17 protein-coding genes are annotated in these 25,327 nt (G+C 64.6%); 6 read left to right on the top strand and 11 right to left on the bottom strand.

Annotated features, from left to right (window positions below):
• Nucleotides 1-37 precede the first annotated feature (37 nt).
• The 8 genes from KF757_06855 to KF757_06820 form a co-directional block, all read right to left on the bottom strand.
• Complete coding sequence (locus KF757_06855) at nucleotides 38-436, bottom strand: hypothetical protein (GenBank protein MBX3322694.1); 399 nt, start codon at nucleotides 434-436, stop codon at nucleotides 38-40.
• A 130-nt stretch (nucleotides 437-566) separates the two neighbouring features.
• Nucleotides 567-812, bottom strand: coding sequence for a hypothetical protein (locus KF757_06850; GenBank protein MBX3322693.1), 246 nt, complete (start codon nucleotides 810-812; stop codon nucleotides 567-569).
• Complete coding sequence (locus tag KF757_06845; GenBank protein ID MBX3322692.1) at nucleotides 809-1,468, bottom strand: hypothetical protein; 660 nt, start codon at nucleotides 1,466-1,468, stop codon at nucleotides 809-811. The genes KF757_06850 and KF757_06845 overlap by 4 nt, the downstream gene beginning before the upstream one ends.
• Nucleotides 1,469-2,137: 669 nt before the next feature.
• Nucleotides 2,138-4,576 carry a hypothetical protein gene (locus KF757_06840; protein ID MBX3322691.1) on the bottom strand — a complete coding sequence of 813 codons (2,439 nt, stop codon included), beginning with the start codon at nucleotides 4,574-4,576 and terminating at the stop codon, nucleotides 2,138-2,140.
• Nucleotide 4,577: 1 nt separating this feature from the next.
• Nucleotides 4,578-4,868 carry a helix-turn-helix domain-containing protein gene (locus KF757_06835; protein ID MBX3322690.1) on the bottom strand — a complete coding sequence of 97 codons (291 nt, stop codon included), beginning with the start codon at nucleotides 4,866-4,868 and terminating at the stop codon, nucleotides 4,578-4,580.
• Between the two features lie 535 nt (nucleotides 4,869-5,403).
• Nucleotides 5,404-7,080: an AbgT family transporter gene (locus tag KF757_06830; protein MBX3322689.1), complete on the bottom strand. Its 1,677-nt coding sequence runs from the start codon at nucleotides 7,078-7,080 to the stop codon at nucleotides 5,404-5,406.
• A gap of 168 nt (nucleotides 7,081-7,248) precedes the next feature.
• On the bottom strand, nucleotides 7,249-10,293 hold the full coding sequence (locus KF757_06825) for a DUF2610 domain-containing protein (protein MBX3322688.1): 3,045 nt from the start codon (nucleotides 10,291-10,293) through the stop codon (nucleotides 7,249-7,251).
• A gap of 132 nt (nucleotides 10,294-10,425) precedes the next feature.
• Complete coding sequence (locus tag KF757_06820; GenBank protein MBX3322687.1) at nucleotides 10,426-13,737, bottom strand: hypothetical protein; 3,312 nt, start codon at nucleotides 13,735-13,737, stop codon at nucleotides 10,426-10,428.
• A 607-nt stretch (nucleotides 13,738-14,344) separates the two neighbouring features.
• Between KF757_06820 and KF757_06815 the strand changes: the two genes are divergently transcribed.
• Together KF757_06815 and KF757_06810 are read left to right on the top strand one after the other, a co-directional pair.
• Entirely contained in the window at nucleotides 14,345-15,865 is a 1,521-nt protein-coding gene (locus tag KF757_06815) for a hypothetical protein (GenBank protein ID MBX3322686.1), read from the top strand.
• Nucleotides 15,866-15,895: 30 nt separating this feature from the next.
• A complete protein-coding gene (locus KF757_06810) occupies nucleotides 15,896-16,660 on the top strand; it encodes a YqcC family protein (protein ID MBX3322685.1) in 765 nt (254 codons plus the stop codon).
• Between the two features lie 20 nt (nucleotides 16,661-16,680).
• Here the strand turns inward: KF757_06810 and KF757_06805 are convergent, their stop codons facing one another.
• On the bottom strand, nucleotides 16,681-19,629 hold the full coding sequence (locus KF757_06805) for an FAD-binding protein (GenBank protein ID MBX3322684.1): 2,949 nt from the start codon (nucleotides 19,627-19,629) through the stop codon (nucleotides 16,681-16,683).
• A 139-nt stretch (nucleotides 19,630-19,768) separates the two neighbouring features.
• Here KF757_06805 and KF757_06800 point away from each other — a divergent pair, with 139 nt between their 5' ends.
• On the top strand, nucleotides 19,769-21,841 hold the full coding sequence (locus tag KF757_06800; GenBank protein ID MBX3322683.1) for a hypothetical protein: 2,073 nt from the start codon (nucleotides 19,769-19,771) through the stop codon (nucleotides 21,839-21,841).
• A 132-nt stretch (nucleotides 21,842-21,973) separates the two neighbouring features.
• Nucleotides 21,974-22,648 (top strand): metal-dependent hydrolase, encoded by a 675-nt coding sequence (locus KF757_06795; GenBank protein MBX3322682.1) that lies wholly within the window; start codon nucleotides 21,974-21,976, stop codon nucleotides 22,646-22,648.
• Here the strand turns inward: KF757_06795 and KF757_06790 are convergent.
• Together KF757_06790 and KF757_06785 are read right to left on the bottom strand one after the other, a co-directional pair.
• On the bottom strand, nucleotides 22,639-22,851 hold the full coding sequence (locus tag KF757_06790) for a CDGSH iron-sulfur domain-containing protein (GenBank protein MBX3322681.1): 213 nt from the start codon (nucleotides 22,849-22,851) through the stop codon (nucleotides 22,639-22,641). The two genes, KF757_06795 and KF757_06790, sit on opposite strands and share 10 nt — an antisense overlap.
• Nucleotides 22,852-22,884: 33 nt before the next feature.
• A complete protein-coding gene (locus KF757_06785; protein ID MBX3322680.1) occupies nucleotides 22,885-23,814 on the bottom strand; it encodes an AAA family ATPase in 930 nt (309 codons plus the stop codon).
• A 234-nt stretch (nucleotides 23,815-24,048) separates the two neighbouring features.
• Here KF757_06785 and KF757_06780 point away from each other — a divergent pair, with 234 nt between their 5' ends.
• Nucleotides 24,049-24,864, top strand: a complete 816-nt coding sequence (locus KF757_06780) for a hypothetical protein (protein ID MBX3322679.1) — start codon at nucleotides 24,049-24,051, stop codon at nucleotides 24,862-24,864.
• Nucleotides 24,861-25,262 (top strand): metallopeptidase family protein, encoded by a 402-nt coding sequence (locus tag KF757_06775; GenBank protein ID MBX3322678.1) that lies wholly within the window; start codon nucleotides 24,861-24,863, stop codon nucleotides 25,260-25,262. Before KF757_06780 ends, KF757_06775 begins: the two co-directional genes overlap by 4 nt.
• Nucleotides 25,263-25,327 lie beyond the last annotated feature (65 nt).

Genomic DNA, 25,327 nt, shown 5'->3' with positions numbered 1-25,327 from the left:
ATGAGCGCCGGAGGGATCGCGCGGGGATGCCGCCGCGCTAAACCGCCGGTGCGCCACCTTTCGGTGACGTGGCGGGACTCTGCGACGGCCCCGGAGATCGTGAGGCCGTCGCGGTCTTCATTCGCTCCGCGACGGCGCGGGGCATGGAGTGTGAGCAGTTCATCGGAGCGCCGACAGCAACCCGGAGCATCAAGGCGCGGTACACGTCGGCGCTGTCGGCTTCGCCAACGTGCGGACAGTCGGATTCCGCGTCTTCGCACCCCGCCGCATCAATCCAGGTGTGGCAGTGTTCGCACCGAAGCCAACCGTTCGCGGCGCACACAAGCCGGGCCTTCGCCCGATGACGCTTGGCCGCGTCGATGCAATGCGCCGGAGTCGGACGCCCGACGCCCTGGGCATGCGCCGTGCGGATCGCGTCGATGATCGCGGCGGCCACGCGGGGTTCCATCGCGTCCGCGACCATACACGCTTCGGGTGTGAGTGTGTTACTACTTTGCATCCTGATATAGTTTACGCTTCGGTGTCGGATCGGGCAATGACACAGAGTTATGTAACGCTTTGTATTCTTATGTATTCTTATGTTCATTGTCCGCCAGCAACGTGCGCGGCGCTCCCCGGCTCCGTTGAACGGCGGCCTTCCAGCCGTCTACGTCAAGCGGGATCGGCGCGACGATGACGGCCCACGGCGTTTCGTGAATGCGGATACTCTGGAGCCGTTCAAGTTCGGCCTCTTCCTGGGCGGTCAAGCCGAGAGTCTTCGCCTTCAGGCCCAGGAAGTTCACGCGCTGGCGGTAGGTGTGTGCGGCGTTCATGCTTGGCCTCCAGGCGGGAGCGCGGGCGGTTCGCGTCGGGACTCTTCCATCTTGACGATCAATCGCATAAGCGTGGTGCGTTCCTCCGGCTCCAGCGCCTCCAGAGCCTCAACATTGATGACGTACCCGGAGGGAGCGTTCACGGTGAGGTGGGCGTGCGCGTGGTTCACCTGTCCGGCCACGTCAAGGCGCTTCCGATCCGCGTAGGTGTCGGGGTCATGCGAACCCAGCAACTTCAACAGCGCGTGAAGTTTGTTCCGACGATCAACGCGGGTCCGCGTCAAGGCTCCCGTCTTCGCGTCGAAATCCTGGGTCACGTCGCCCGGTCCAAGCGCGATGCGCTCCACTTCATCTTCCAAAGCGGACAGCAAGCGGTCCCGGCGTTCCTGGGCCGCGTTGTCAAGCAACGCGCGAAGGTCCGGGCGCTTGTCAAGGAAGGCCGCGAGCGTGCGCCGACGCGCGGGGCGTTCGTACACGGCGTAGGGCTTCGCTTCGGTGGTGGTTTCACCCTGGGCGAACGTGGTGTAGACGGCGGCCCATCCGCCCTTGCTGGCGGCCTCCATGAGCCGGTCAAACATGGCGGCGCTGACAGGTGAACCGCGCGTCGGGGCGAGCGGGAGGCCGTTGGGATCGGGGGTTGGGGGGTTCGTACTCATATCTAGTAAACACCTAACAAACTGCGATGCGGGTTTGGGCCGGGAATATGGGGGCGGATGGGTCCCCGCGTCCGAGAATCTGCGCTTTTATGGGACACCCCCTCCCAGGCCCTACAACCCCTACAGCCGTCACACCTTCTCCAGGTTGACAGGTCAGGGTCCGGTAACGATGGGTGCGGCGGAGGCCGGGGACCAAGTAGGTTGCAGGGATACGGCCCTGGGACCACGGGAGCGGGGTTCCTATGGGACGGAGGCCCGTTGGTAAGGATTCGGAGCGCGTTGGTAAGGCCGGTCGGCGGGCCGGGGAGCCTGGGGCGGACGCCCGATAACGCGGGAAAGGTCCGATACGGGCGCGCAAGGGGTTATCGGGCGGCGCGGGCGACGCGCGGGGTGAATCCTCGGACCCCGCTCCATGCTCCATGACCCATCGCCCAGATGCGTCAGGGGATGGGTCATGCGATTCAGCATGGAGCCGTAGGGGTGCGGCATGTAGAGCATTGGAAGACTGACTCTTCTGACTCTTCTGACTCTTATAAAGAGAATCAGAATGTCCAGAGAGTGCGCCGACTACCCAGGGTGTGAAGTGCGCCAGGATTCCCGACTTCGCTCCGAATGCGTCAGAAGCGTCAGAAGAGTCAGGTTCTCCGTATCGGTATGTAGTCGCGTGTATCAGAATGGACGTTCTCCTGACTCTTCCCCCTGGGCGGATGGGTCAGGCTCGCCCCATGAGTCAGTGACCGGGGCCGCCCAGTCCGGCCCGGTACCTTCCGGCCACTCATGCGGCCCGTACTTCGCATCCCAGGCCGCCCGCAACTCGCCCAGGGGAGGGAAGGTCCACCCTCGGGCATGATCCCACCGGCGGCGTGTGCAACCCCAGGCCGCCAGCGCCGCCCCCAACCGCTTGTCACTCCAGTCCCGGAGCCGGGGAACGGATCGGCGGGCGAGCGTGTAGAGGCCGAAGGACGTGGTGGGGTAGGTGTCCCGGTCGGACGAATACACCTCCCGACTCTGCCCCACGGCCAGAGCCGACGCGGGCAAGGCCCCGTCCTCCAGCATGGACAGCAACCATTCATCCTCTGGCGGGAGGCTCCGCAACTTCTGATCCCGCAGGGCCGCCGTGTCAGGCTTGGCCCGCACATTGAAGCCGGAGAGATCAAGGGCCAAGAGATCATGGAGCATGGCTTCAAGGCCGCCGTGGTCCATCTCTTCCTGAATGGCCTTGAAGTAGGCGTGGTCATTCGCGCGGGCGTCGGACACGTCCAACACGAAATAGCGGCGGTCGTCGGCCTCCGCCGGGACTACCCACTTCTCATTGGAGGCCATGAGCAGGTGAACACAGTTCGGTGACGGCGAAGCGTCCACGCCCTTCTGTTCGATCATCAACACCGGCTCCGTCACCAAGGTCTTCAAGATGCGAGCGTGGCGGGGATCACCGGCGTAGAAGGCTTCATCCGCGAAGACGAACGAACAGTCCCGGAGGTGGGCGTTGAAGTTGCCCACCAAGTGGGTTGGGTTGGAGATTGAGATACCGTGTCGGCCCATGATGCGGCGGAGGTTGTGTCCGACGATGGACTTCCCGGTACCCTGACCGCCCCGCATGACAATGGCCGTGTGCCCAGGCTCGCCGGGCTTCTGGACCATCGTGGCGAGCCAGCCCAGGACGTAGCGGGAGTGGTCCGCGTTCCCCGCACACACGTTGTCCCGCAGGTGCGTAGCCATGCGAACCCACGAACCCGGCTTCGGGACAACTCCGAATGACTGCCAGAGGTTGTACGAACCCTCCACCACGCGGCCCGGTGCGTAGATGATGCCCGCGTATTCGCGTCGGTTCGGGTGCCGGAGCCACCATTCACCGGCGGGCATTTCGATATCACCGACCACGTTCCCCTTCTTGTCCTTCTTCTGGCCCAGGACCACGGTTCGATTCAGGTAGCGGTTCCGAAGGTCGGGGAAGGTGCTGAACTCCACCCGATGACGATGGAGCGTTTCGTCAAACACTTCCTCCATGACGCGACACTTCCCGCCCAGGCTCCCGATGACGGCGTGCCGGTCATTCATTTCGCGGAGCATCGGGTCAATGGCTTCATCTTCCGCTCGGCGGATTTGACGGAGGGCGTAGCGTTCCGCTCCCGATCCCTTCTCCAACACCGACTCCGACACCTTGAACTTCGGATCGGTGATGACCGAGTAGATGACCGGGTGCGAAACCCCCGACCGGATCAACTCGCAGCAAACCCAGAACAGCATCTCCGAACGGGAAGGGAAGTGTCCCGGTTCCTGGGGATTCTCGCCATTGACGATGTAGACCTTCACCTGATCGGAAACACCCTGCCCCAGTTCGTCAACGTGATTCAGACGCGGGGCATTGGTGGCAATGTCGATGGATTCGGACGGAGCCGAAGCGTTCACCTTCGCCTTCGGCGCGATCACCGACAACTTCCGCTCCAGTTCGTCGGGATCAATCAGACGATCATCCGCGAACGGGACAATCACCTTGACGGCCTGGGGTTCAAGGGGACGGCCCGCTTGTACCTTGCGGCGGTTCGGATGATTCAGGCCGCCGACAGGCCGCCAGACGTGGCAGAAGTCTTTGCACACGGGATCGGCTCCCGTGGCCTCTGTCAACATGACCGCGATTCGCTTCGCCTGGGCCGGTTCGATGGGCCGCGTGAACAGGTAGCGGCATTGGACCGATGGGGCCGGGAGGGTACTGGTTTCGAGTACCATCGTCGGCGGCATCGGGAGCCGAGTAGCCCACTCTCCCGCGTGCGGATCATTCTTGGAATCGAACTCCGCCACCACGCCCAGGACGGAAATGACTTCGGCCTCTCCGCCCTTCAAGCCGTCGCGTAGATCGGGCGTGAATACGGCCAGAGACAGGTACACATTCCGATGACGCTCCGCGCCCAGTGACACCATCGCATCGGCGAAGGTGTCAGGGTCGGAAGGGGAGCCGTGAATCACCTTGGGCATCAACGGAGCGGACCCGCAAGGGTCTTCTCCGAACCCCGTGGCAACCAGTTTGCCGGACGCGCCGTTGGCGAGCCGGGCGAGTAGCCGAACGTCGTCACGAATGGCGTTGGCGTCGAGTTGGCATCCGGTGTCCATGTTACCGCCCGCCCCCTTCCCGGCGTGCGGCCATGAACGCATCAAGGTCGGTGCGCTTGTAGCGGACAGCGCCGCCGCGCGAATCACTGACCTTGGAGTAGGGCGGCCCGAATCCCTCTGACCGGCCCTTGGACAGCCAATCGGCGCTCATGCCCGTGTAGACAGAGGCTTGGGCGGTATCCAGGTACTCGGGTTGGACGATGCCCCGGCGCGAAATCTCCGCGATGACGGCTTGGGCGACGGTGCGGGCGAAGTCGGCGGGAAGCGCCCCGCCGGGTGAAGCAACAGACATGACGGACGCTCCCAGGGGGCGCGATCCGTCAACGCATCGGGGCCGTCTTTACGATGGACGGTGGAACCACGAACGGACGAACGCGCCGAGTTGGGGCAGCAGTTCGCAGGTTCACAACTTCACACGTTCGCAGGTTCACAACTTCACAAGTTCATGGCCCCCGATCCGGTCTCCGCTTGCGCGGGTTGCGGACTCACAAGGGTGTGCCACCCATAGTTTACGCTTCTCGCGGGGGTCGGTCGAGGGGACCACTTCGCGCCGCGCGTCAGAGGCCGCCGCGTCCCTCACTCTACCCGTGGCCGGGAGGCCGTCAACCGACGCGACCACGGCCCCGTGGCCCGGCTCCACCTGGGCGAGCGTTACCGGGCCGGGTGGTGGGCCTGGGCGGGGACGATCCTTGCCAAGTTCCTTACCAAGGGGTGAACATGCTGGAAAGTGGCCTATTTCCCGTGTATTCTGTGCATATCCCTTTGGCCTTCTAATCCGCAGGTCGTTGGTTCGAATCCAACCCGGGATGTTTGGCTCGCTGTGGGGTTCACAGCCCTGCGGACGGTGTGTAATACGTCGGGGCCCCCGGTCCGACGGGCATGCCCAGCAGGAACACCCAGAGGTAGAACAGCGCCGTCCAGCCGATGATCAGCGCGATTGAATACGGCAGCATCGTCGCGATCATGGTGCCGATCCCCAGGTTCCGCTGATAGCGTGCCGCGACCGCGAGAATCAGCCCGAAGTACGACATCATCGGCGTGATGATGTTGGTCGTGCTGTCACCGATGCGGTAGGCGGCCTGAATAACCTCGGGGCTGTAGCCGACGGTCATGAGCATGGGCACGAAGATCGGGGCCGTGACCGCCCACTGAGCGCTGGCCGAGCCGAGCATCAGGTTCACGAAACAACACATCAGAATGAACGGCACGAAGACCAGCGGGTTGTCGAGTTTGAGCGCGATGAGAAGATCGGCCCCCGCGACCGCGAGGATCTGTCCGAGGCCCGAGTAGTTGAAGAACGCGACGAACTGTGCCGCGAAGAACACGAGCACGATGTACAGCCCCATCGATCGCATCGCGGCAGCCATGGCGTCGATGACATCGCGGTCGTTCTTCATCGTGCCCACGACGCGGCCATAGATGAACCCGGGGATGATGAAGAAGATCAGGATCATCGTCACGACGCTACGGAGCATGGGCCTGAAAGAGTCGGGCCCGCTCAGCGCCGGATCGGGGTCGCGCAGGACGCCCCAGCCCGGCAGGAATCTGGCCCACTCGAGCCATGCGTAGCGCGGGCCCGCGAGCACAAGGAAGCCGAGACAGATCAGCCCAACCGCCAGCCCCGCCAGCGCCAGCCCTTTCTTCTCGACGGCGCTGAGCTTCTCCATTGTCGCAGCGGGCTCGAGTGTGTCATCGGCGTCGGCGCGGTTGTAGGGGCCCAGACGCGGCTCGACGATCCACGCGGTCACGGCCCAGCCCACAGCCGTCACGAGCAACGTGCTGATGCTCATGAAGTACCAGTTGACCGCCGGGTGCACTTCGTAGGTCGGGTCGATGAGCCGGGCGGCCTCCTGCGTGATGCCGGCCAGCAGCGGATCGACGGTGCCGATGAGGATGTTGGCGCTGTACCCGCCACTGACCCCGGCAAACGACGCCGCCATCCCCGCCAGCGGGTGGCGTCCGAGGGCGTAGAACATCGCCATCGCCAGCGGAATGATCACGACGTAGCCCATCTCGCTGGCGGTGTTGCTCACGACGCTGGCGAAGACGACGACGACGGTGACGAGTTGCTTGGGGGCCGCCAGGATCAGCCCGCGAATGGCCGCCGAGAGCAGGCCCGACTTCTCGGCCACGCCCACGCCCAGCAGCGCCACGAGCACGGTCCCCAGCGGCACAAAGCCCGCGAAGTTGGCCACGAGATTCTGGCTCATCCAGCGGACGCCGTCGGCATCGAGCAGCGAGTTGGTCGTGAACATCGCGCCGGGCGCGGCACCCGGGCGGGGGTCGGCGACCGAAACCCCAAGCCAGGCGGCGATGGCGCTGGCGATCACGACCCCCAGCGCGAACAGGGCGAAGAGCGTCACCGGATGCGGCAGCAGGTTCCCGAGCCATTCGACGACGGCCAGAAAGCGCGCGATGGGCGAGCCATTCTTCGGCCTCGGCGGCGGCGGTGCATCGGGCGGCGCGTTCGTGGCAGAGGTGGTGGGCGGGTCAGACGCGCTCATGGCCGTGCAGGATAGCGACCCGGGCGGGGTGCTGCTGCGGGCGGGCGGGCATCCTTGACAGCAATGGCCTCCTGAACTTCGCGCGGCGGTTATGGGCCGGATCAGCGCAGAGTGTGCGTTTCGGACACTGTCGGTCGCGGCGGGTGCCGGCGGCGGAAGCGGGACTGCTTATGGCTTGTTCTCTGCCGCGTCATTGGTACCGAGGGCATAGACGCAGAGATCGGCAAAATCGACGTTGTTCTCTCGGGCGATGTCGTTGAGCCTTCGGAAACTGTCCTCAACATCCGGCGGCACGATGCCTCGCCGATACTCCCGCCACCAGATGAACTGTTCCTGCAAGCCTCGATATCCGCGTGGACCTTTGTGCAGATAGATTGCAATGGGAATCTTTCGGCCTTCGAAATCGAAGGGCACTGTGAACTTAATGAGGCCCCATCGTGGATCGGCCTTGTCACGGTCCGCGCTCCCGAGGGCGAAGACCCGGAAGTAGGCCGTGTCTTTCTCGGGTATGCCCGGCGGAATCACTCCTTTGACCGGCAGGATCGTCGTGCGTGCGATCAGGTCCTCCTGACCTTCAAATTCGGCCTGAACAGTCCAGCCTCGCCGCAGGAAGCGCTGCGCGTTTTCGTGATCACCTGCGTGCAGGGCGGCAGCGCCGGCTTCCCACCCGAGGTGCGTTGCCGCTCCTCGCAGGTACCAGTCCCACGGACGCTGGGCGATGATGGCGTCAAACATGACAAAGGCTTCGTCAGTCTGGCGAGCGGCGTCGGCCCGGTAGCCGAGGGTGTACAGGCTCACGACGCATGCCTTGATCTGGGCGAGCATCTGGTCTTGTTCACCCTGGGTTCGACTGGCCAGCGGTACGCCTCGGTAGGCCAGTTTCCAGAACTCGACCACGCGATGGTGTTCGTTGTTCCTTGTCCACGCCGATACAGTCGCGGCTGTCGCTCGTGCGAACCCATCGAGAAGTCGGACGCGATCTGACTCGTCAGCAGCGAGGAAGCGTTCGATGGTCAAGACGTTCAACTCTTCGAGCAACTGCCGCATCGGGTCATGGGCAGAGGCGTCGTTCAACTTTTCGAGGATGGTCCAGATGGAATCGCGGTTGAGCAATCTGAGCAGGTGTTCTGCAGAAGAGATGCGCAGTACTCCCAAAGCGCTTCGGGCCTCAGCCAGCGCTGCTTCGCGTGCTGTCTCACCAGCCCCTTCAGTTGTGTAGGCCCTGAAGCACGCTCCGAGTATTTCGGCTGCGACGATGCCTCTGGCTTCCTCGTTGCCGGCTGCGGCGGAGCGACGAAAGAGTGCGAGTGCGGCGTCCGGGTCAGCACTGCGGACCTCGGTGCCACGGTGGTAGTGGTACGCCGCCAGGTTCATAGCGTGCGTATCACCAAGCGCGATGGCCCGTTCGTACCAGACCAGAGCGGCCTCGGTGCTGGATATCACGCCTCCCCGGCCGTCGCGGGTGTATGTCCCAAGAGCGGCCATCGCTCCTTCATGCCCGAGTTCGGCTGCGGCAATATACAACCGCAGGGCAGCGGCATGGCTCTGCGGGAACCCGCCTTCGCCATCTTCGTGCATCAGAGCCAGGTTGAACAGGCCCGCGGCGCTGCCCGCATCGGCGGCCTGCTCGTACCACGCGCGGGCGGCGGGCTGATTCGGCTCCATGCCAATACCTTCCTGGATGGTCCGGCCGATGAGCACGGCGGCGGCCGCGTTGCCCGCTCGAGCCTCGCGCTCCCACAGGCGGCTGCGTAGCGGGGCGGTCTCGACAAAGAACGGCCGCGAGCCGGTGGTGCGGCGGGCCGCTTCGTAGGCTGCAAAGTCGGCCTCGATCTGGGCTGAGGCTGCCGGATCGGTGCTCAAATCGGGCACGGCGGCTTCGGCTGGGGCGCGCTGGCCGATGGTGGTGTGCGCAAGGAACCGCTCGTTGAGTTCGCGCTGGAGCACCGTCACGTCCTTCACGCTCGAGAGCACACTATCGAGCGTCCCCGCGATGGTGCCCGTGTCCTGCCTGATGGCGCCCGTATCGCCCCGGATCGCGCCCGTGTCCTGACGCAGGGCAGCGGTGTCATCCCGGATGGTGCCCGTGTCTGCTCGGATCGCCATCGTGTCATCGCGGATCGCGCGCGTCGTCTCTTCGAGCCTGGCCAGCTGGGCTGCGGTCGCGTCGAAGCGTTCGAGCACCGCGCGGGCGTGGCGTTCATCGGCGGCCGCGACGGTGTGGAGCAGATCTGACAGGGCGGGCAGGGCCGAGGCGTGGTCGGCGACGAGCGCGTGCAGGTCGGCGATGGCGGAGGCGATGTCAGCCGAGGCGGTCCCGGCCGACAGAGCGGCCAGCAGGCTCTGGGCGATGTCCAGTTGCATCGCCGCCCAGGCTTTTCCGCCCCGCTGGAAATCGCTCTTGAGGGCTTCTCGAAGCGTGATGCCCAGGTCGCGGCTGATGGCGGCGGCCGCCGCGTCGAGATCGGCCTCGCTCAGGGCGTGCAGGTTGGCCTGCCGTCGCCAGTCGCGCAGCAGCGCGCCGAACTCGTCGGCCGAGAGCGCAGCCGCGTCGGGCTCGAGAATGAACCGGCTCAACTGCGCATCGCCAAGGCGCATGACCCGCGCATCGCCCGCGGCCGCAAGAGCTTCCCAGCGATCGGGCACCGTCTCGGCCAGCCGCGTCAGGTCGCGCTGCACGCCCGATCGGCCGATCGTTTCGGCGTGGCGGAGCAGACTGAGCCGGATGCACTGACCGACCAGCCGCGACAGGTCGTGGTTGCGGTAGAGATCGACGCCGTCACGTTTGCGCGCTTCCCAGTGGGCCTCGACGCGCCCCGAGGCGATCTCGAGCGCGCCGTTGCCCATGACCATGATCGCGGCGCAGCCAACGCACGCGCTGAAGCGTCTGCGGCGCGGCATGGACCTGCCATCGGCCCCGTCGCGCCCGGCCCGCATCATCATGCGCACCTCGGCCGCCAGCCAGATGAGAATCAGGACCAGCACCACCCAGCCGGTCGCCGCGATGTGCTCGCGCAGTTCGGCCAGCGCCCACACCGCCCCGCGCGCGACCGACAGCATCACCCACACGAACGCCAGCGGGGTCAGCAGCACCGCGGCCAGCAGCGCGACCCCGACCAGCAGGCGCCGGCCGCCGGGGCCCGGCGCAGCGGCAGCGGTCGCCTCGCGGGGCCTTTGCGTGTGTCCAGAATCAACATTTGGCGGCTCGGTCATGACGCACGATCCTGTTTGCGTGGTCCGGCGCGTGCGATCCGGCCCGCGCCGGACCGCCGTGGCAACGGGCAGTATACAGGGACATGCCCCGGCCTGCACATGTTCTCTGGCCGGGCAGCGGCGCAGCGCCGGTCAGGTGCCGTGTTCGCCGCGATCGCGCGGCTTGAGAAAGCCCGCGGCCCCGGCGATGACGACGGGCAGGAGGATCAGGTTGATCGCGCGCATGGCCGCGGCGTAGTTTTCGTACGTCAGATGCCAGCCACCGGTTTTTTCGCCGCCCGCAAACATGGCCCGGTCGGCGGGCTTCCAGGGTTTGTCGACGAAGAGGTCCACGAGCGGGATCTGGAGCCGCAGCGCCATGAAGAAGGCCCGCTGCGCGCCCCAGTGGTCCTCGGGCCCGGGCCTTCCGCCCTCGCCGGGCCAGAGATTGGGCGTACCCGCGACGTGGGCCTGTTTCTGGCGCTCGTCGAGGCTGCCTTGGGCAGCGGCAGAGTCGGTTTCAGCCGCAACCTCGAACGACAGCGGCCGCTCGACGCTGAAAGCGGGCAGAAACACGGCCCAGTTGAGCAGCCAGAGGAGCAGATATAAGTGAACAACGCGCCCGGGTCGCACGCCGTAGCCGAAGAGGAATTCGATCACCCAGTAGCGCCAGAACCATGTGAAGTCTCGGTCATGCCAGACCCTCTGTTTTTTCTGATCTGAAGAGGTCCCTGCCATGCGAGCCCGACGTTCTATCAATTCCCTCTTGCGACGGCTGAGGAAAACCTCGTCAGCCAGCGGATCATTGCCGCGTGCCCTTGCCCATCGCTCCACCCCGAGATAAAACGCGGCGCTGAACTTTGTGTGATCGAGAAAGTCGAGTACAGGTTTGCGTACAGCATGCCCGGTGAGTGGCGCCAGCACGGGCATGGCGAGCCCACAAGCGATAAGAAAGTACACTCCGATGACGATCGACACCAGCACGCTGCCAGGCGGCGAGCCACCCAGATGAAGCACGAGCGCGGCCAGCGCGATCAGACCGACAAACGCGCCGATCCGCAGCCAATCTCGCATGCTCATGCTCACGGGTCGGTCGCAGATAAAGGCAGACACGTCAAGACCTGCGAAGTTCATGCGGTGCATGTTGAAGCGCCGTTTCCCGGGGCCCTCGGGTGGTCGGCCGCGCACCTCGAACGAATCGACCGTGGAACCGCTCATCACGATGGCCTGCGGGATCGTGTCGCCGTCGCTCCGCACGAGGCTGATGCTGACCTGCGCGAGCCTGGCTCCGCGCGCATCGACCGTGCCCGTGACCTGCGGACAGGGGCCGTCGCTCGCTTTTTCGTCGGCAAAGACTCTTCCGCGCACGCTGGCCGAGCGCATCAGCAGGTCGCCGTGGATCATCGCCTTCTCGAAGTTGGCTTCACCGACGATTTCGGCGTCATCGAGCCTGACAGTGCCCAGCACTCGCGTGCCCTTGATCCAGACGTGGCCGTGGATGTCGGCCAGTTCGAGGTCGAGGGCGGTCTGGGTTGCGTCAGCGGGCGAACTGGCGGTGTCCCAGTCCTGCCAGCCTATTTCGGGAAACTCGTATTCCCAATCTTCCCACTCCCGAGGCAAAATGGTGCTCAGATGGTCTTCTAATGCCGAGTGTGCCTTCTCAACGGCCTCATCGAGTTTGGCAGTGGGCGTGTCCGCTTGGTCCCGAGCCTTGAGGGCTGCGAGATGGGCGGTGTGCAGTGTTCTGTAGTGTTCGACAAACGCATCGCGAGCCTCTGTTGACGCTTTGTCCACCGTGCCCGCGACTCCGCCGCAGAGGTGCAGGTCGCCGTGGACGGTCAGATGCCGGGCTCTGATATTGCCCCCGATGCCGACACCGTGCAGCACCACCGGGCCATGGGCCTCGGCAAAATCAAGATCGATGCCGCCGGTGATGCAGAGGCACTGGCGGGGCGTCCCACCGCCGCCCGAGCCGGGTCGATCGAACGTCGTTTGATCGAAAATGTCCGAACAGGTGAGTCCGCCGCGCAGTCGTGCTTTCAGAAAGTTGATTGAGCCGATGAAGAGGGTCCGCTCGCGCAGAAAACAGGTGCCGCCGATGTCGGCAGATTCGAAGGCGATGGTGTTCGGGGCACCGCCCGCATCGACGACGGCGTTCAAGAACGCCACCTGCCCCGTTACATTGGCTCGAAAATCGACCGCTCCCGTGATACGTGTGCCATCCACGAAGAAGACCGAGCTGCCGACTTCGGCGGACCACATATTCACAGCCAAGCCGCCCGTGCCCGCATCGACGACGGCGTTGGTAAAAGCCACCTGCCCTGCCACTTTGGCTCGAAGATCGACCGCTCCCGTGATGCGTGTGCCATTCTGAAAAAACACGGAGCCGCCGATGGCGGCCTCCGCCATATCCACAGCCGTGCCGCCCGTGCCAGCATCGACGACGGCGTTGTTGAAGCTCACCTGCCCCGTTACTTTGGCTCGAAGATCAACCGCTCCCGTGATCCGCGTGCCATCCATGAAGAAGACCGAGTCGCCGATAGTGGCGGACTCAAGATCCACAGCCGTGCCGCCCGTGCCAGCATCGACGACGGAGTTGCTGAACTGCACCTGCCCCGTTACTCTGGCCCGAAGGTCGAACTGACCCTTGATCGTCGTCGATCGATCGTTGAAGGGGTAGGCGATGACATTCCTGCCGATTTCCCCCCCTTCCAGATTGATCGCCTTTCCCACCATCTCGCGGGCGACGTGGTTGCGGTCGATCACGCCGAGGGTTTGGTTCTTCGCGACTTCTTCTGTCGCCTTCCCCTTTGTGAGCGCGTGCAGACCGTCAAGGCGCAGATCCTGCCCGATGGTCGCGTTGTACAGGTCGATCGGCGCGTAGGCGGTCGCGCCGATCAGGCTCATGTCGGCTCCAACGCGCAGGCCGCGCCAGTCCAGCCAGAAACGGGCGTCGTCGCGCATGGTCGAGCCGCGGAGCGAGAGACGGCTGCGGACGTCCACATCGCGCAGCGACAGCCCCTGCTCGAATGTGCAGTCCACCAGATAGAGCGACTTCTCGAAACGCGCCATGGCCAGGTCCACCAGCGCGTGGAACCGGCAGTCCACAAAGCGCACGCGTTCCTTGAAGACGCGGCTGCGAAGGCGCGCGAGTTGGCCGGCGTCAGACTCTCGGTCAAACGTCACATGCGCGACTTCGATGACCGCTCCCGCGTCGGCCGCCTTCCAGAACGCGCGCCAGTCGAAGGGGTTCGCGCTCTGGCCGTTGAGGGTGGGCCTGGGGGCGGGAGATGGCGAGGTGGCCGGGTCCATTGCGGCCACAGTGTACAGCCCCTGCGATGAGGCGGACACCCGGACGGGCGGAACGGCGGGCGAGGTTCTTGCGCCTTCGTTGGTCTCGGGGTTGTCGCTGCTCGTGGCCATGCAGGGCCATGACCACGGCACCCGGTCGCTGCTCGTGGCCATGCAGGGCTATGGCCCCGGCACCCGGGAGGGGGTGGCTTATGGGGCGAATACCCGCTTCAGAGGCCCTGAAGGCCACGAAAACGCGGCTCAGGCTCGCGAGAACGCGATCTGGACCTTCAAGAATGGAGCAAAAGCCAAGGGAAATGGAGCGCAAGCGAAGGAAAATGCAGCAAACTCCTTCGAAAATGCTCCGCGAGCGAAGGGAAATGCTCCTCCATCGAAGGATTCCAGAGCTCCAGCGACAGGTTTTATCGTGTCATCGACAGGTTTTATCGTGTCATCGACAGGTTTTATCGTGTCATCGAAGGGTCCTATCGTGTCATCGAGGGATTTTGTCGTGTCATCGAAGGATTCCAGAGCTCCCGCGAGGGGAAATGGAGCTCCCGCGAGGGGAAATGGAGCTACCACGGGCGGAAACAAATCACCAGTCAGACAGATAAGTTCGCCAGACTGCCAGACTAGCCTGCCAACCCGCCCGGTCGCCCAGCCCGCCTGGCCCATACAACCACTTCCCGGCGCCGCCGCCCTGCCCGTCGGCATCCCCGTCCTGCCCGCCAATCCCACCTCATCAGGGTGAATCAAAGCGGTTTTTCTCGGGTCCGGCCGCATGGAACGATACAGCATCGGCGAGCCCGCAGCGCGCGGGGCACGCGTGCGCGGTACACTGTTCACGAGCGCAGCACGCGCGCTTGGGGTACGAACCGGGGGAACGACCATGCACGACGACGCCGCTGCCGCGCTGGAGAGCCTGCGCCGCTTTCTGGCCGCCAACACCAGACGCGATGATGCCGCCATGCTCGCGCTCCTGAGCCGGCGCACACGCGACGCCGGCGGATTCTCGGGCTCGACGAGCGAGTTCGACTCCGTGACGCTCGGTGAGCCCGAACCGCACAGCGATGGATGGATGATCCCTATCGAACCCGGTCCCGAGTTCGCCGCTACACGCCCGCCCCTGCCTGCCATCATGATCTTCGAGGACGGAGACTGGAAACTCGATCTGGTCGCCTCGATCGAACTGCTCTACGGCGGGCCCGAAGGACTCGAACAACTCGCCGAAGAGATGTTGAGCGCGCTGGGCGAAGCGACCGGAGAAGCGATCGACAGCCTCGGCCTGATCGCGGCGGCCGTCGGCGACACGCTCAGCACCTATGGCGACGATGAAGACGTTGAGCCCGGTTCGCTGGCGGCCCGGCTCATCGAGGCGGCGCCCGCGCTTGAGTGCCGCGTCTGGGATGATGTCCAGCCGTATCCGTCCCACAGCGAACTCGAGACGCTTCCGCCCACCTTTGCCCTGCCCGCCACCACCGCGGCCGTCTCAGAAGCGCTGGGCTTCGAGGTGCGCGCCGTGGTGACGTTCAATGAGATGCACTGGCCGATCGAGGACGACCTGCGGGCGCAGATCGACGGCTATATCACGTGGCTCGAAGACGAGTTCATGAAGCCCTGGATCGAAGTCCTGCCCACGATCGCGCGGTTCGTGCCGCTGATCGGACGGATGAACTGCCTGCGCTTCGAGCCGGTTCACGCAAGCAGTTGGCGCTACCTCGTGGCCGACGGCAACGCCATCGTCCTGCGCATGGCCACGGGCGAGAATGTGCAGGCCATCGGCCCGAATCAACTGGTCGCCCTCGGCTGCGGGGTGGCCGCCGCCCTGCCCGAAGAGATCCTTCCCCAGTTCGACGGCACCACACGCCAGATTCCCGCCGAAGGCACACCTGATGCCGGACAGGCATGGTTCGATCACGTCGCCCCGAGGCAGATGAAGCGCATCAGCGACATGATCGGGCGAAATGTGCGTCTGTGCGCTGATCCGGCGGGCCTTTTGCTCAACGATGAACGCGATCTGAGGCTCTACCGCAGCGGGCTGGGAAGAATCCTGGGCGGCATCGGTCTGGCACTGGGCGATCCGGCCTACGCCGGCATCGTGCGCACTCAGTTGCACACCATCTGGATCGACGACGAACTGATCGGAGGCCGCGAACTGCGCTTCGAAAACGGAATCCTGCGCTGCACCGTCCCGGTATGGGACGACGACCAGACCGGAGACTTCGTCGAACACCAGGTCGCGTCGGCCTTTGGCGGAGAAACTCTCACGGCCGATGATCGCGCCCCCGGCAGTGAGACTTGACTCGAGGCCCGCGCGCCGCACGCCATCGCCATGCACGAAGCAGACTCCGCCGCCGAACGCTTTGAGCTGGGTGTGCGCATGCTTCGCACTACCGAGCCGACGTGGGCCATGCAGATGGAACTGGCCAGCGGCGGAGACATCGAACTGCTGATCCTCGAAGAATCGCTCGGCGGGAAGTTTGAGCGGATCGCGGGCATTGTGCATCACGGCCTGACGCCGATCGTCGAAGCCTTCGCCCGCATCGGCCTGCACGAGGGCCACCGCCACGCACTCGGGGCAGCCATCAGGGCCGTCCGCATCCGTCACGAGCCGGTCGGGGCGGAGGGTACAAAGCTCGAACTCGGGTTCAGACTGCTGCTGGTGACGGTCGATGCGAGCCTGCCCACTGACGAGCCGCCGCCGATCGAGCGGATGACGGATCTGCTGCGCTTCGTACTCGAGGTGGCCCCGCCCGCGACCGAAGGCCACGCGCGCGATGATGCAGCCGTCTCGGCCCTGCTCGAACGCATCGAGGCGGCGATGCACGAAGCCGGGCTCTGGCCGGGACCGGCCCCAGATGGGCCTCTCGAGGTCGTCGGCGCGTTCGGGTGCGACACGATGACCTTCCCGCAGTGGCTGGCGTGGGTGTTCGTGCCCAGAGTGCGCACGATGCTGGCGACGGGCGAAGCGTTTCCGCCCCGGAGCCAGGTCGGACTGTACGCGGCCCGCATCCTGGACCCTGCAGCGGCGACCGAAGCGCTCACTCGCGTGCTCGCCGAGTTTGATGACATGGTCACCCGGCTCGGCGGGAGGTGAGCGTGCAGGCGAAACACGTTTCAGAGCACCCGGGCCATCACCTCGATCGGGTGCAGCGCTTCACGAGCCGCCAGTTCGCGCACCTGGTGGCGGCAACTTGTCCCGCTGGCCATCAGCAGCGCCGCCGGAGCCGCCGCCAGCGCCGGCAGCAGCGACAGGTTCGCGATGCTCACCGACAGGTCGTAACGCTTTTTCATGTAGCCGAAACTCCCGGCCATGCCGCAGCAGCCGGTGTCGAGCACCCGCACACTCCCCGCCGTCAGCCGCGCCGCGAGCCGGGCGGTGGGGGCGGTGGACGTCAGGGCTTTCTGATGGCAATGGCCGTGGATCAGCACGTCGGCGCTGAGCGGCGCGAGGGCAGGCTCGACGGGATGATCGAGCCAGTGCGTTTCCAGATAATCCTCGATCGCAAACGTGCGCGACGCCAGCAGACGCCGGTCGGCAAGAGGGCGGGGAATCTTCAGACTCAGCCAGTCGTCGATGATCGCGCTGTGGACCGAGGGTTCGAGCGTCAGAAACACCGGAGCATCCGCGGCGTCGAGCATCGGCCCCAGCCGGTCGAGCAAGCCCGCTGCGTCGTCGATCGCCGCCGGCAGCAGACCCGCGCTGATCGCCGCCCGCCCGAAGTCGGACCCGAGGAACAGTTCGACGCGATAGCCCAGTTGCACCAGCACCCGCCGCGCCGCCAGCGCGAGGTGCGGCTCATTGAACGCGGTAAACGTGTCGGCCAGCAGGATCACGCGCGGGGCCGAGGCAGCCGGACCCGGATCGCGCGCCGCCGCTCGCTTCCATTGCCTGAAAAGCGGCTCGGCAAACGCGGGCATGGTGCGACGCGGATCAACCCCGAGCGTCTGCGACAGGATCGCCTTGCCCAGCCGCGAGGCATTGAACGCATTGGCAAGCCCCGGCGTCAGTGACGCGATGCGGTTGAGCACATGCACGCTTCCGACCGCCCGGCGCGACAGCGGCACCCGCCCGGCCGCGCGATCCGACAGCGCCAGATACTCGGCCTTGAGCCGGGCCACGTCAACATTGCTCGGGCACTCGGTCTTGCAGGCTTTGCACGAGAGACACAGATCCAGCGTCGCGATGGTCTGGGCGTCGTTGAGGGCGGGCGAGCCGTCGGGCGACATCTGACCCGTCATCGCCATGCGCAACGCGTTGGCCCGCCCGCGCGTGGCGTGGCGTTCATCGAGGAGCGCCATGTACGACGGGCACATCGTGCCGCCGCTTTTCTTGCGACACACACCGGCCCCGTTGCACATCTCGACCGCATGCGCGAAACCGTGCTGGTCGGCGTAGTCGTAGAACGTGTCCACCTCGGCCACGCGCACCGGCACGCCGCGCGGCTCGACGCGCAGGCTCGCGGCCATCGACGCAATCGGGCCCGGAGCGACGATATTGCCGGGATTGAGCAGGTTCGCAGGATCGAAGATCGTCTTGACGGCGCCGAACGCGGCCATCAGTTCGGGACCGAAGAATCGTTCGAGCAAAGGCCCGCGGACCCGCCCGTCGCCGTGCTCGCCGCTCATGACTCCGCCCAGTTCTTTTGCGAGATCCGCGACCTGGACCGCGATCGACTGCATCGCCGCGCGATCGCCCGCGTCTTTGATATCCAGCAGGGGCCGGACATGCAGCACGCCGACCGAGGCGTGAGCATAAAACGCCGCCGTTGTGCCGTGCTCGGCCACGATCGCGCGGAACCGCCGCACAAACTCGGCCAGCCGCTCGGGCGGCACAGCGTTATCCTCGACAAACGTGATCGGCTTGCGGTCGCCCGGCACGCCGTGGAGCAGCGGCTCGCCGGCCTTGCGCAGTTTCCAGGCGTCGAGCATCGCGCCCGCATCGGTATGGCACGCGAGCCGATCTTCGGGGAGAAGGGCCCGCAGACGATCGAACGCCGCCGCGATCTCGGCTGCGTCGTGCTCGGCAGAAAACTCCACATACAGCACGGCTTCGGGCGACTGGCCGCCAGGATGCGGCAGAAGATCGACGTAGTGCTTATATTCCGTCTGCGCCCGGGCCAGCGAGATCACCAGATCGTCGAGCAGTTCGACCGCCGTGGGCCCGAGCGCCAGAATCGGCAGCAGGGCATCCATCGCATCGTCGAGCGTCGGGAACGCCGCCACCGCAAGCCCGCGCGCCACCGGCACCGGATGCAGGGCAAGCTCGGCCCCCAGCGTGACGGCCAGCGTTCCTTCCGATCCACACAGCAGCGGCGCGAGATTCACCGCGAGCGGATCGCCGCCCGCTGCATCAAGCTGCGCCAGCACCAGGTCAAGCGCATAGCCCGCGTTGCGGCGCACGGTCTTCGGGAACCGCTGACGGATCAGATCGGCATGCTGCGACACAACCTCGCACACGCGCAGCGTCAGGTCGCGCACCCGCGCATCACGCCGGGCCGCCCCGGGCTCGAACGTCAGCCGGGTTCCATCGGCAAGACACACGTCCAGAGCGATGAGCGACTCGCTCGTGCGGCCGTAGCGGATCGACCGCGCGCCCGCCGCGTTGTTGCCGATGCACCCGCCGATGTTTGCGTGGCGACTCGTCGCCGGATCGGGGGCAAAGAACAGGCCCGTCGGGCGCAGCCGCTCGTTCAGATCGTCGATGGTGATGCCCGGCTCGACCCGGCACCGGCGACGCTCGATATCGACATCCAGCAGCCGATGACAGCGCGAAGACAGATCAAACACCACCGCCCGGTTCGTACACTGCCCGGCAAGGCTTGTGCCTCCGCCGCGCGGCAGCATCGGCAGGTTGCGGGCCGCGCACACACGCACCGCGCGCACCACATCCTCGATGTCGGCCGGGATCAGCACGCCCAGCGGCTCGACCTGATACAGCGAAGCGTCCGTGGCGTACAGCATGCGATCGTGCAGTCCTGGCCGAAACTCGCCTTCGATCGCGGCAATCAGCGCGCGCACGTCGTCGGCATGCAGGCTCGGCTCGGCGGCAGGCGTGGGGGGCATCGGCATCGCGCGGGGACTGTATCCGCTGCGCGCGCTGTGTCACTGCAACGCAACACTTTGAAATCCTGGAACCGCGCCGCCCGCAGGGTCGATACAGTTCATGTGGTCACCGAGCGTGTGAACCCCAAAGGAGACAGTCATGGTGCGCGGAAACGTAGTCGGCCTGATTCTGATTGCGGTGTGCGGCAGTGCGGGCAATGTGGTTCTGGCAGCCAGCGATACGCCGCTGCCCGTGACGAACCTGACCCTGTACCGCTCCGGCGTCGGCTACTTCGAGCGTGCCGGGCTCGTGCAGGACGACACCACCGTCCAACTCCGCTTTGCCACCGATCAGATCAACGACATCCTCAAGTCGATGATCGCCCTCGATCTCGACGGCGGGGACATCGAAGGCGCGAGTTACGGCTCGAAGGAACCCCTCGCCCGGCGCCTGGCCAGTTTCGCGGTCAACATCGCCGACAACCCCTCGATGGGCACGCTGATCAACCGCCTGCGCGGCGCTCGGCTTGAACTGCGCACGACCGAAGGGCCTGTCTCCGGCGTCGTCGTCGGCGTCGAAGAACGCCCCGTCGTCACGCGCGAAGACACCATCGCCGAGCGCCCATACGTCAACCTCATGACGCCCTCGGGCGTGCGCAGCGTCGATCTGACGCAAGTTTCGTCGTTCGAGATTCTCGATGAGATGCTCAAGGCCGAGTTGGCAAAAGCACTCGAAGCCTTGGCCGAGCATCGGGCCGACAACACCAAGGCCGTCGATCTTGTTCTCAGGGGCCAGGGCTCGCGCCGCGTGCTCGTGGCGTATGTGCACGAAATGCCCGTCTGGAAGACCAGTTACCGCCTCGTCATGCCCGATGATTCGGGCGGCGAGCCGACGCTTCAGGGCTGGGCCATCGTCGAGAACACCACCGATGAAGACTGGACCAACATCAAACTTTCGCTGGTCGCCGGTCAACCGGTCGGCTTCCGCATGGATCTCTATCAGCCCCTGTTCCTCGATCGGCCCGAACTGCCCGTGCCCGTGACAGCAGGCGTGATCGCGCGGGCGTATGAGGGCGATGTGATGAGCAAGGAAGGCTTGGCGATTGATGATGCGCGGAGTGTCCGCCGTTCCATGGCAGCCTCGCCAGCTCCAGCGATGGAACTGGACGCGTTGAGGGAGCGAGCGGGACCGGGGGGTGGTGGCCAGTCACCACTCAGCTACTCCGCTCGCGACATGGCCGAGTACGCCGCCCGCGCACAAGCCAGCGCAGCCGAAGTCGGCGAAGTCTTCCAGTATCAACTCGATCGCCCGGTCACCATCAGCCGCCGCCGCTCGGCCATGCTGCCGATTCTGGCTTCGGCCGTCGAAGGCCGTCGCGTGAGCATCTTCAACGTCAACGACGGGCTCAAGAGCCCGATGCGCGGCGTCGAAATCAACAACACCTCGGGCCTGCAACTCATGCCCGGGCCCATCAGCGTCTTCGATGGCGCCGCATTCGCCGGGGATTCGCAGATCGGGCACGTCTCGGCCGGCGATCAGCGACTCCTCGCCTACGCCGTCGATCTCGATTGCATCTCCACGACCGAATCAAAGTTCGACGCCAATGTCATGAGTCTTCGCATTGTCGGCGGCATGATCGAGGAGACTCGCCGCAGCGTGCAGACCACCAACTACGCCTTCAAGAACAACGACGCCAAGCGTGACCGCACGATCATCGTCGAACACACCAAGCAAGGTGGCTGGGATCTGGCAGGAACAACCAAACCCGCCAGCGAGACCCCAAGCGCGTACCGCTTCGAGGTCCAGGCGGCTGCGAGCGAGTCAGTCGCGCTCGAAGTGCAACTCGAACGCACCGACAGGCAGTCGTTTGCCGTGACTCAGTACAACATGCAAACCCTTCTGGCCTACTCTCGCGACGGCAAAGCATCCGAGCAGGTCGTGGCCGCGGTGCGCGAGGCCGCTCGCCTTGCCGGGCGCGTCAGCGAAGTCGAGCGACAGATCGCCGCGCTCGAGAAGGAACGCAACGACATCGCGGCCGATCAGACTCGCGTCCGCGAAAACATGGGCCGCATCGACCGCAATACGGATCTCTATGCCCGCTATCTCAAGAACATGGGCGAGCAGGAGACGCGGCTCGAAGCCATCCGTACCGAAATCGAAGCCGCCCGAACCGAACTCGAAAAACGCCGCAACGAACTCAACCAGTACGTCGGCAGCCTCAACGTCCGCTGATTTTCTAACAAGTGCTCCAGCCGTTTTGACGACACGCAGACCCCTGCTCTCGTGATCGCCTTGCATCGGCGCCGCCTCTGCGCTCCGATCGCTCTAGCATTGCCATACTTTCTTTCGCGAGAGGAGCACATCATGCCGCTGACCATTGAATATCTCGGCCATTCCGGTTTCATCATCAAGAGCGCCGGCGGAACCCTCGTCATCGACCCATTCCTCACCGGCAACCCCCTGGCAACCCGCAAGCCCGATCAGATCAAGTGCGATCACATCGCCATTACTCACGGCCACGGCGATCACATCGGCGACTCGGTCGCGATCGCCAAGGCCAACAACGCGACCGTCATCGCATGCTGGGAAATCTGCGAATTCATGGGCGAGCACAGCGTCGAAACCAACCCCGGCAACCCCGGCGGCAAGGTCAAGACGCCCTTCGGCTGGATCGCCTTTACACAGGCCTTCCACTCTTCAAGTTACGAAGGTCGCTACATGGGCCAGCCCTGCGGCATCGTCGCACATTTCGAAGCCGAGAATGCGACCATCTACCATCTCGGTGACACCGGCCTCTTCAGCGACCTCCGCCTCATCGGCGAACTCTACAACCCCGATATCGCGTGCATCCCTGTCGGGGATCGCTTCACGATGGGCCCCGAACTCGGGCGCATGGCTGCCGAGATGATCAAGCCACGCATCGCCATTCCCATCCACTGGAAGACCTTCCCGCTGCTGGCCCAGGATATCACGCCGTTCCGACCGGCCGAAGTCGAAGTGTGGGCCATGGCTCCGGGCGATACCAAAACCTACGGCTGAGCCTCGTCACGCTCCTCGATCACCTTCTTCCGCTCCGCGTCATACACATACACCTTGCCGGGCTGCTCATCCTTGCAGCCTTTATGAGTGCCGTCGCACAGCGGGAACTTCTGCGACAACCCGCACGCGCACACAAAAATCGGCTTGTCCTGAGGGTCGATGCGAATCGGGCCTGTAGCGTCGTGACGGATCATGCGAGGCATTGGTTTCTCCATTGTCGTCCTGCTCGACTGCCGTCACATCGGGCTCGGCACACTCTGTGCAATCTGCCGCAGCAGCCCGGCTGCGACTTCCCAGTTCTGCCCCGCGCGATACGAGCGCGAAATGATGCGGTGCCCGCCGACTTCGATCAGATTTTCGAGAATATCTTCGGGAATGGCGTAGTCCCGATCATTGAGCAGGGCCGTCGCTCTGGCAGCGTGTGCCAGCGCGAGCGCACCGCGCGGCGACATGCCGACCTGAATCTCTTCGTGTCGCCGCGTCGCACCGGCGAGTTCTACGATGTACCGCCGCAGCGACTCATCGAGTTTCACCGCGTCAACCATTTTCTGCGCTTCAATAACATCGTCGCGTGTCAGCACCGGTTTCAGGTCCGTCAGCACATTCTGCGCCGGACGCAAATCGAGCATGTGCGTTTCGACCTCGGCCGACGGATATCCCAGGCTGATACGCATCAGAAACCGGTCGAGTTGGTTCTCGGGCAACAGGTATGTGCCCTCAAACTCATACGGGTTCTGCGTCGCGAGAACCATGAACGGGTGAGGCAACGGAACCGGAGCGCCCTCTATCGTCACGCTCGCTTCATTCATCGCTTCGAGCAGGGCCGACTGTGTGCGCGGCGTCGTGCGGTTGATCTCGTCGGCAAGCACAATGTTGGCAAACAAAGGCCCCTTCTTGAAGTGAAACTTCCCTGTCTCCCGCTCATAGATGCTCACGCCCAGCACATCGGCAGGAAGAAGGTCAGGCGTCAACTGAATGCGAGAAAAGTCCGCATCAATGCTGCGCGCCAGGGCCGACGCCAGCACCGTCTTGCCCACCCCCGGCACATCCTCGATCAGCGCGTGCCCGCGTGCCAGCAGGCAGCAGATAAGGCGATCAATCGGCCGGGTGCTTCCCAGAAAAGTTCGGGCGACGTTTTCGCGAAGTCGGTCAAGGTGTATGCGCATGGATTCCTGATCTCTCAAGGTCCAGTATAAGCCTGCTCGCTTCCGATGCCAGCGGCGGGGCGAAGGTATGCTTTCACTGGTCGGGATTCCTGATGGAGTGTGTGCGTGCCGGAAGACTTCGCTAAGCGGACTACCCAGTTGCCTGAGTTGCCCCGTACCCAAGGCACCGAGTTCATTGCGCGCGAACTCACCGGCGATCTCCATTGCGCCCGATGCCAGTACAATCTTCGAGGATTGTCGATTCTGTCCGTGTGCGGCGAGTGCGGTCTGCCCGTCAAAGCGTCCATCCTTGCGCTGGTCGATCCGCACGCCGACGAGTTGCAGCCCATCGAGCATCCCCGCCTCATCCAGATCGGGGTTCTTCTGTGGACCTTCGCAGCATTTTGTGCCGCAGTCCTGAACTGGGTCATTCGCGCATGTGAATTCTCCGAACGATTCTTCGGCATATCTGCTGATGTGGTTCCGTTGTCTCGTTTCTATATTGGCTCGCTCATCGCCTCGGGTCTTGGCGCGATTGCGATCATCCGCCCTCACGCAGGCCTGGACCGACGCAATGTGCGCCGCGCGATTCTCGGCGTGTTGTGCTATGCACCACTCATTGCCGCCGCATGGTACATGTTCTTCCGCATCGATCCCTACGAGTACTACGTCTATAGCAGCACAACCGAAATGCCGATGCTGCGCATCGCACTTCGCCTGGTCTTCGGCATCAGCCTCATCGCGATGGTGCTCCTTCTGCATTCCAATGCGCTCATTCTCGCGCATCGAAGCGTGCTTGTACGCTCCGGTCGTGTCGATCGCCAGCCCTTGCGAGCACTCGCAGCTGCAGCGGGCATCGCACTCATAGGCGATCTGACACTCCTGATTCAAACTCAGTTCTCAGGCCCGATTACCAACCTGCTGTACACCGTCGGCGTCATCCTTGTCGCAGCCGGTTCATTCCTGCTCACCGTCGCACTCTGGGGCGTAACGCTTGACGCATGGCGCATCCGCCGCGTCATCATGGCACCCGGCATCGGCCTGACCGACATCTTCGATGATCGCACATGAACCGACACAACCGTGAACAGTTCGACACGCTCCTCGAAGAAGTCATCACCGACCTCCCCGTCAGCGTGCGCTCCATTATCGACGAGGTCCCCGTGGTCGTGCTCGACGTGCCGACTCCGGACCTGCTGGTCGGGCTTGAACTCGAAGAAGGCGAAGCCGAAACCTTGTGCGGGCTTCATACGGGTATCGCCACGACCGAGCGCAGCATCGAGCACCAATGGCGTCTCCCATCGCAGATCCACCTATTCCGCGTCGGAATCATCGATCTCGCCGGCGGGTTCGATCAACCCGGCGGCATTGAAAAGGTACGCGAGCAGATCCGAATCACGCTCCTGCACGAAATCGGACACGAGTTCGGGCTCGATGAGGATGATCTTGAGGATCTCGGGTACGACTGACCGTTGGTCTGAATCGATCAGGCGACACATCGCTCGACCCACGAATGTTTCAGTCCCCTAGCGGG

The organism is Phycisphaeraceae bacterium, assembly GCA_019636795.1.
In the GTDB taxonomy this organism is placed as follows: Bacteria; Planctomycetota; Phycisphaerae; order Phycisphaerales; family UBA1924; genus JAHBWW01.
Note: the sequence above shows the minus strand (reverse complement) of the source record. Positions and strands in the feature narration are given on the sequence as shown.

Coding starts and splice junctions, on each gene's coding strand:
- KF757_06850 (MBX3322693.1), bottom strand. CDS start 812: ATGAACGCCGCACACACCTACCGCCAGCGCGTGAACTTCCTGGGCCTG.
- KF757_06845 (MBX3322692.1), bottom strand. CDS start 1,468: ATGAGTACGAACCCCCCAACCCCCGATCCCAACGGCCTCCCGCTCGCC.
- KF757_06840 (MBX3322691.1), bottom strand. CDS start 4,576: ATGGACACCGGATGCCAACTCGACGCCAACGCCATTCGTGACGACGTT.
- KF757_06835 (MBX3322690.1), bottom strand. CDS start 4,868: ATGTCTGTTGCTTCACCCGGCGGGGCGCTTCCCGCCGACTTCGCCCGC.
- KF757_06830 (MBX3322689.1), bottom strand. CDS start 7,080: ATGAGCGCGTCTGACCCGCCCACCACCTCTGCCACGAACGCGCCGCCC.
- KF757_06825 (MBX3322688.1), bottom strand. CDS start 10,293: ATGACCGAGCCGCCAAATGTTGATTCTGGACACACGCAAAGGCCCCGC.
- KF757_06820 (MBX3322687.1), bottom strand. CDS start 13,737: ATGGCCACGAGCAGCGACCGGGTGCCGTGGTCATGGCCCTGCATGGCC.
- KF757_06815 (MBX3322686.1), top strand. CDS start 14,345: ATGGAACGATACAGCATCGGCGAGCCCGCAGCGCGCGGGGCACGCGTG.
- KF757_06810 (MBX3322685.1), top strand. CDS start 15,896: ATGCACGAAGCAGACTCCGCCGCCGAACGCTTTGAGCTGGGTGTGCGC.
- KF757_06805 (MBX3322684.1), bottom strand. CDS start 19,629: ATGCCCCCCACGCCTGCCGCCGAGCCGAGCCTGCATGCCGACGACGTG.
- KF757_06800 (MBX3322683.1), top strand. CDS start 19,769: ATGGTGCGCGGAAACGTAGTCGGCCTGATTCTGATTGCGGTGTGCGGC.
- KF757_06795 (MBX3322682.1), top strand. CDS start 21,974: ATGCCGCTGACCATTGAATATCTCGGCCATTCCGGTTTCATCATCAAG.
- KF757_06790 (MBX3322681.1), bottom strand. CDS start 22,851: ATGCCTCGCATGATCCGTCACGACGCTACAGGCCCGATTCGCATCGAC.
- KF757_06785 (MBX3322680.1), bottom strand. CDS start 23,814: ATGCGCATACACCTTGACCGACTTCGCGAAAACGTCGCCCGAACTTTT.
- KF757_06775 (MBX3322678.1), top strand. CDS start 24,861: ATGAACCGACACAACCGTGAACAGTTCGACACGCTCCTCGAAGAAGTC.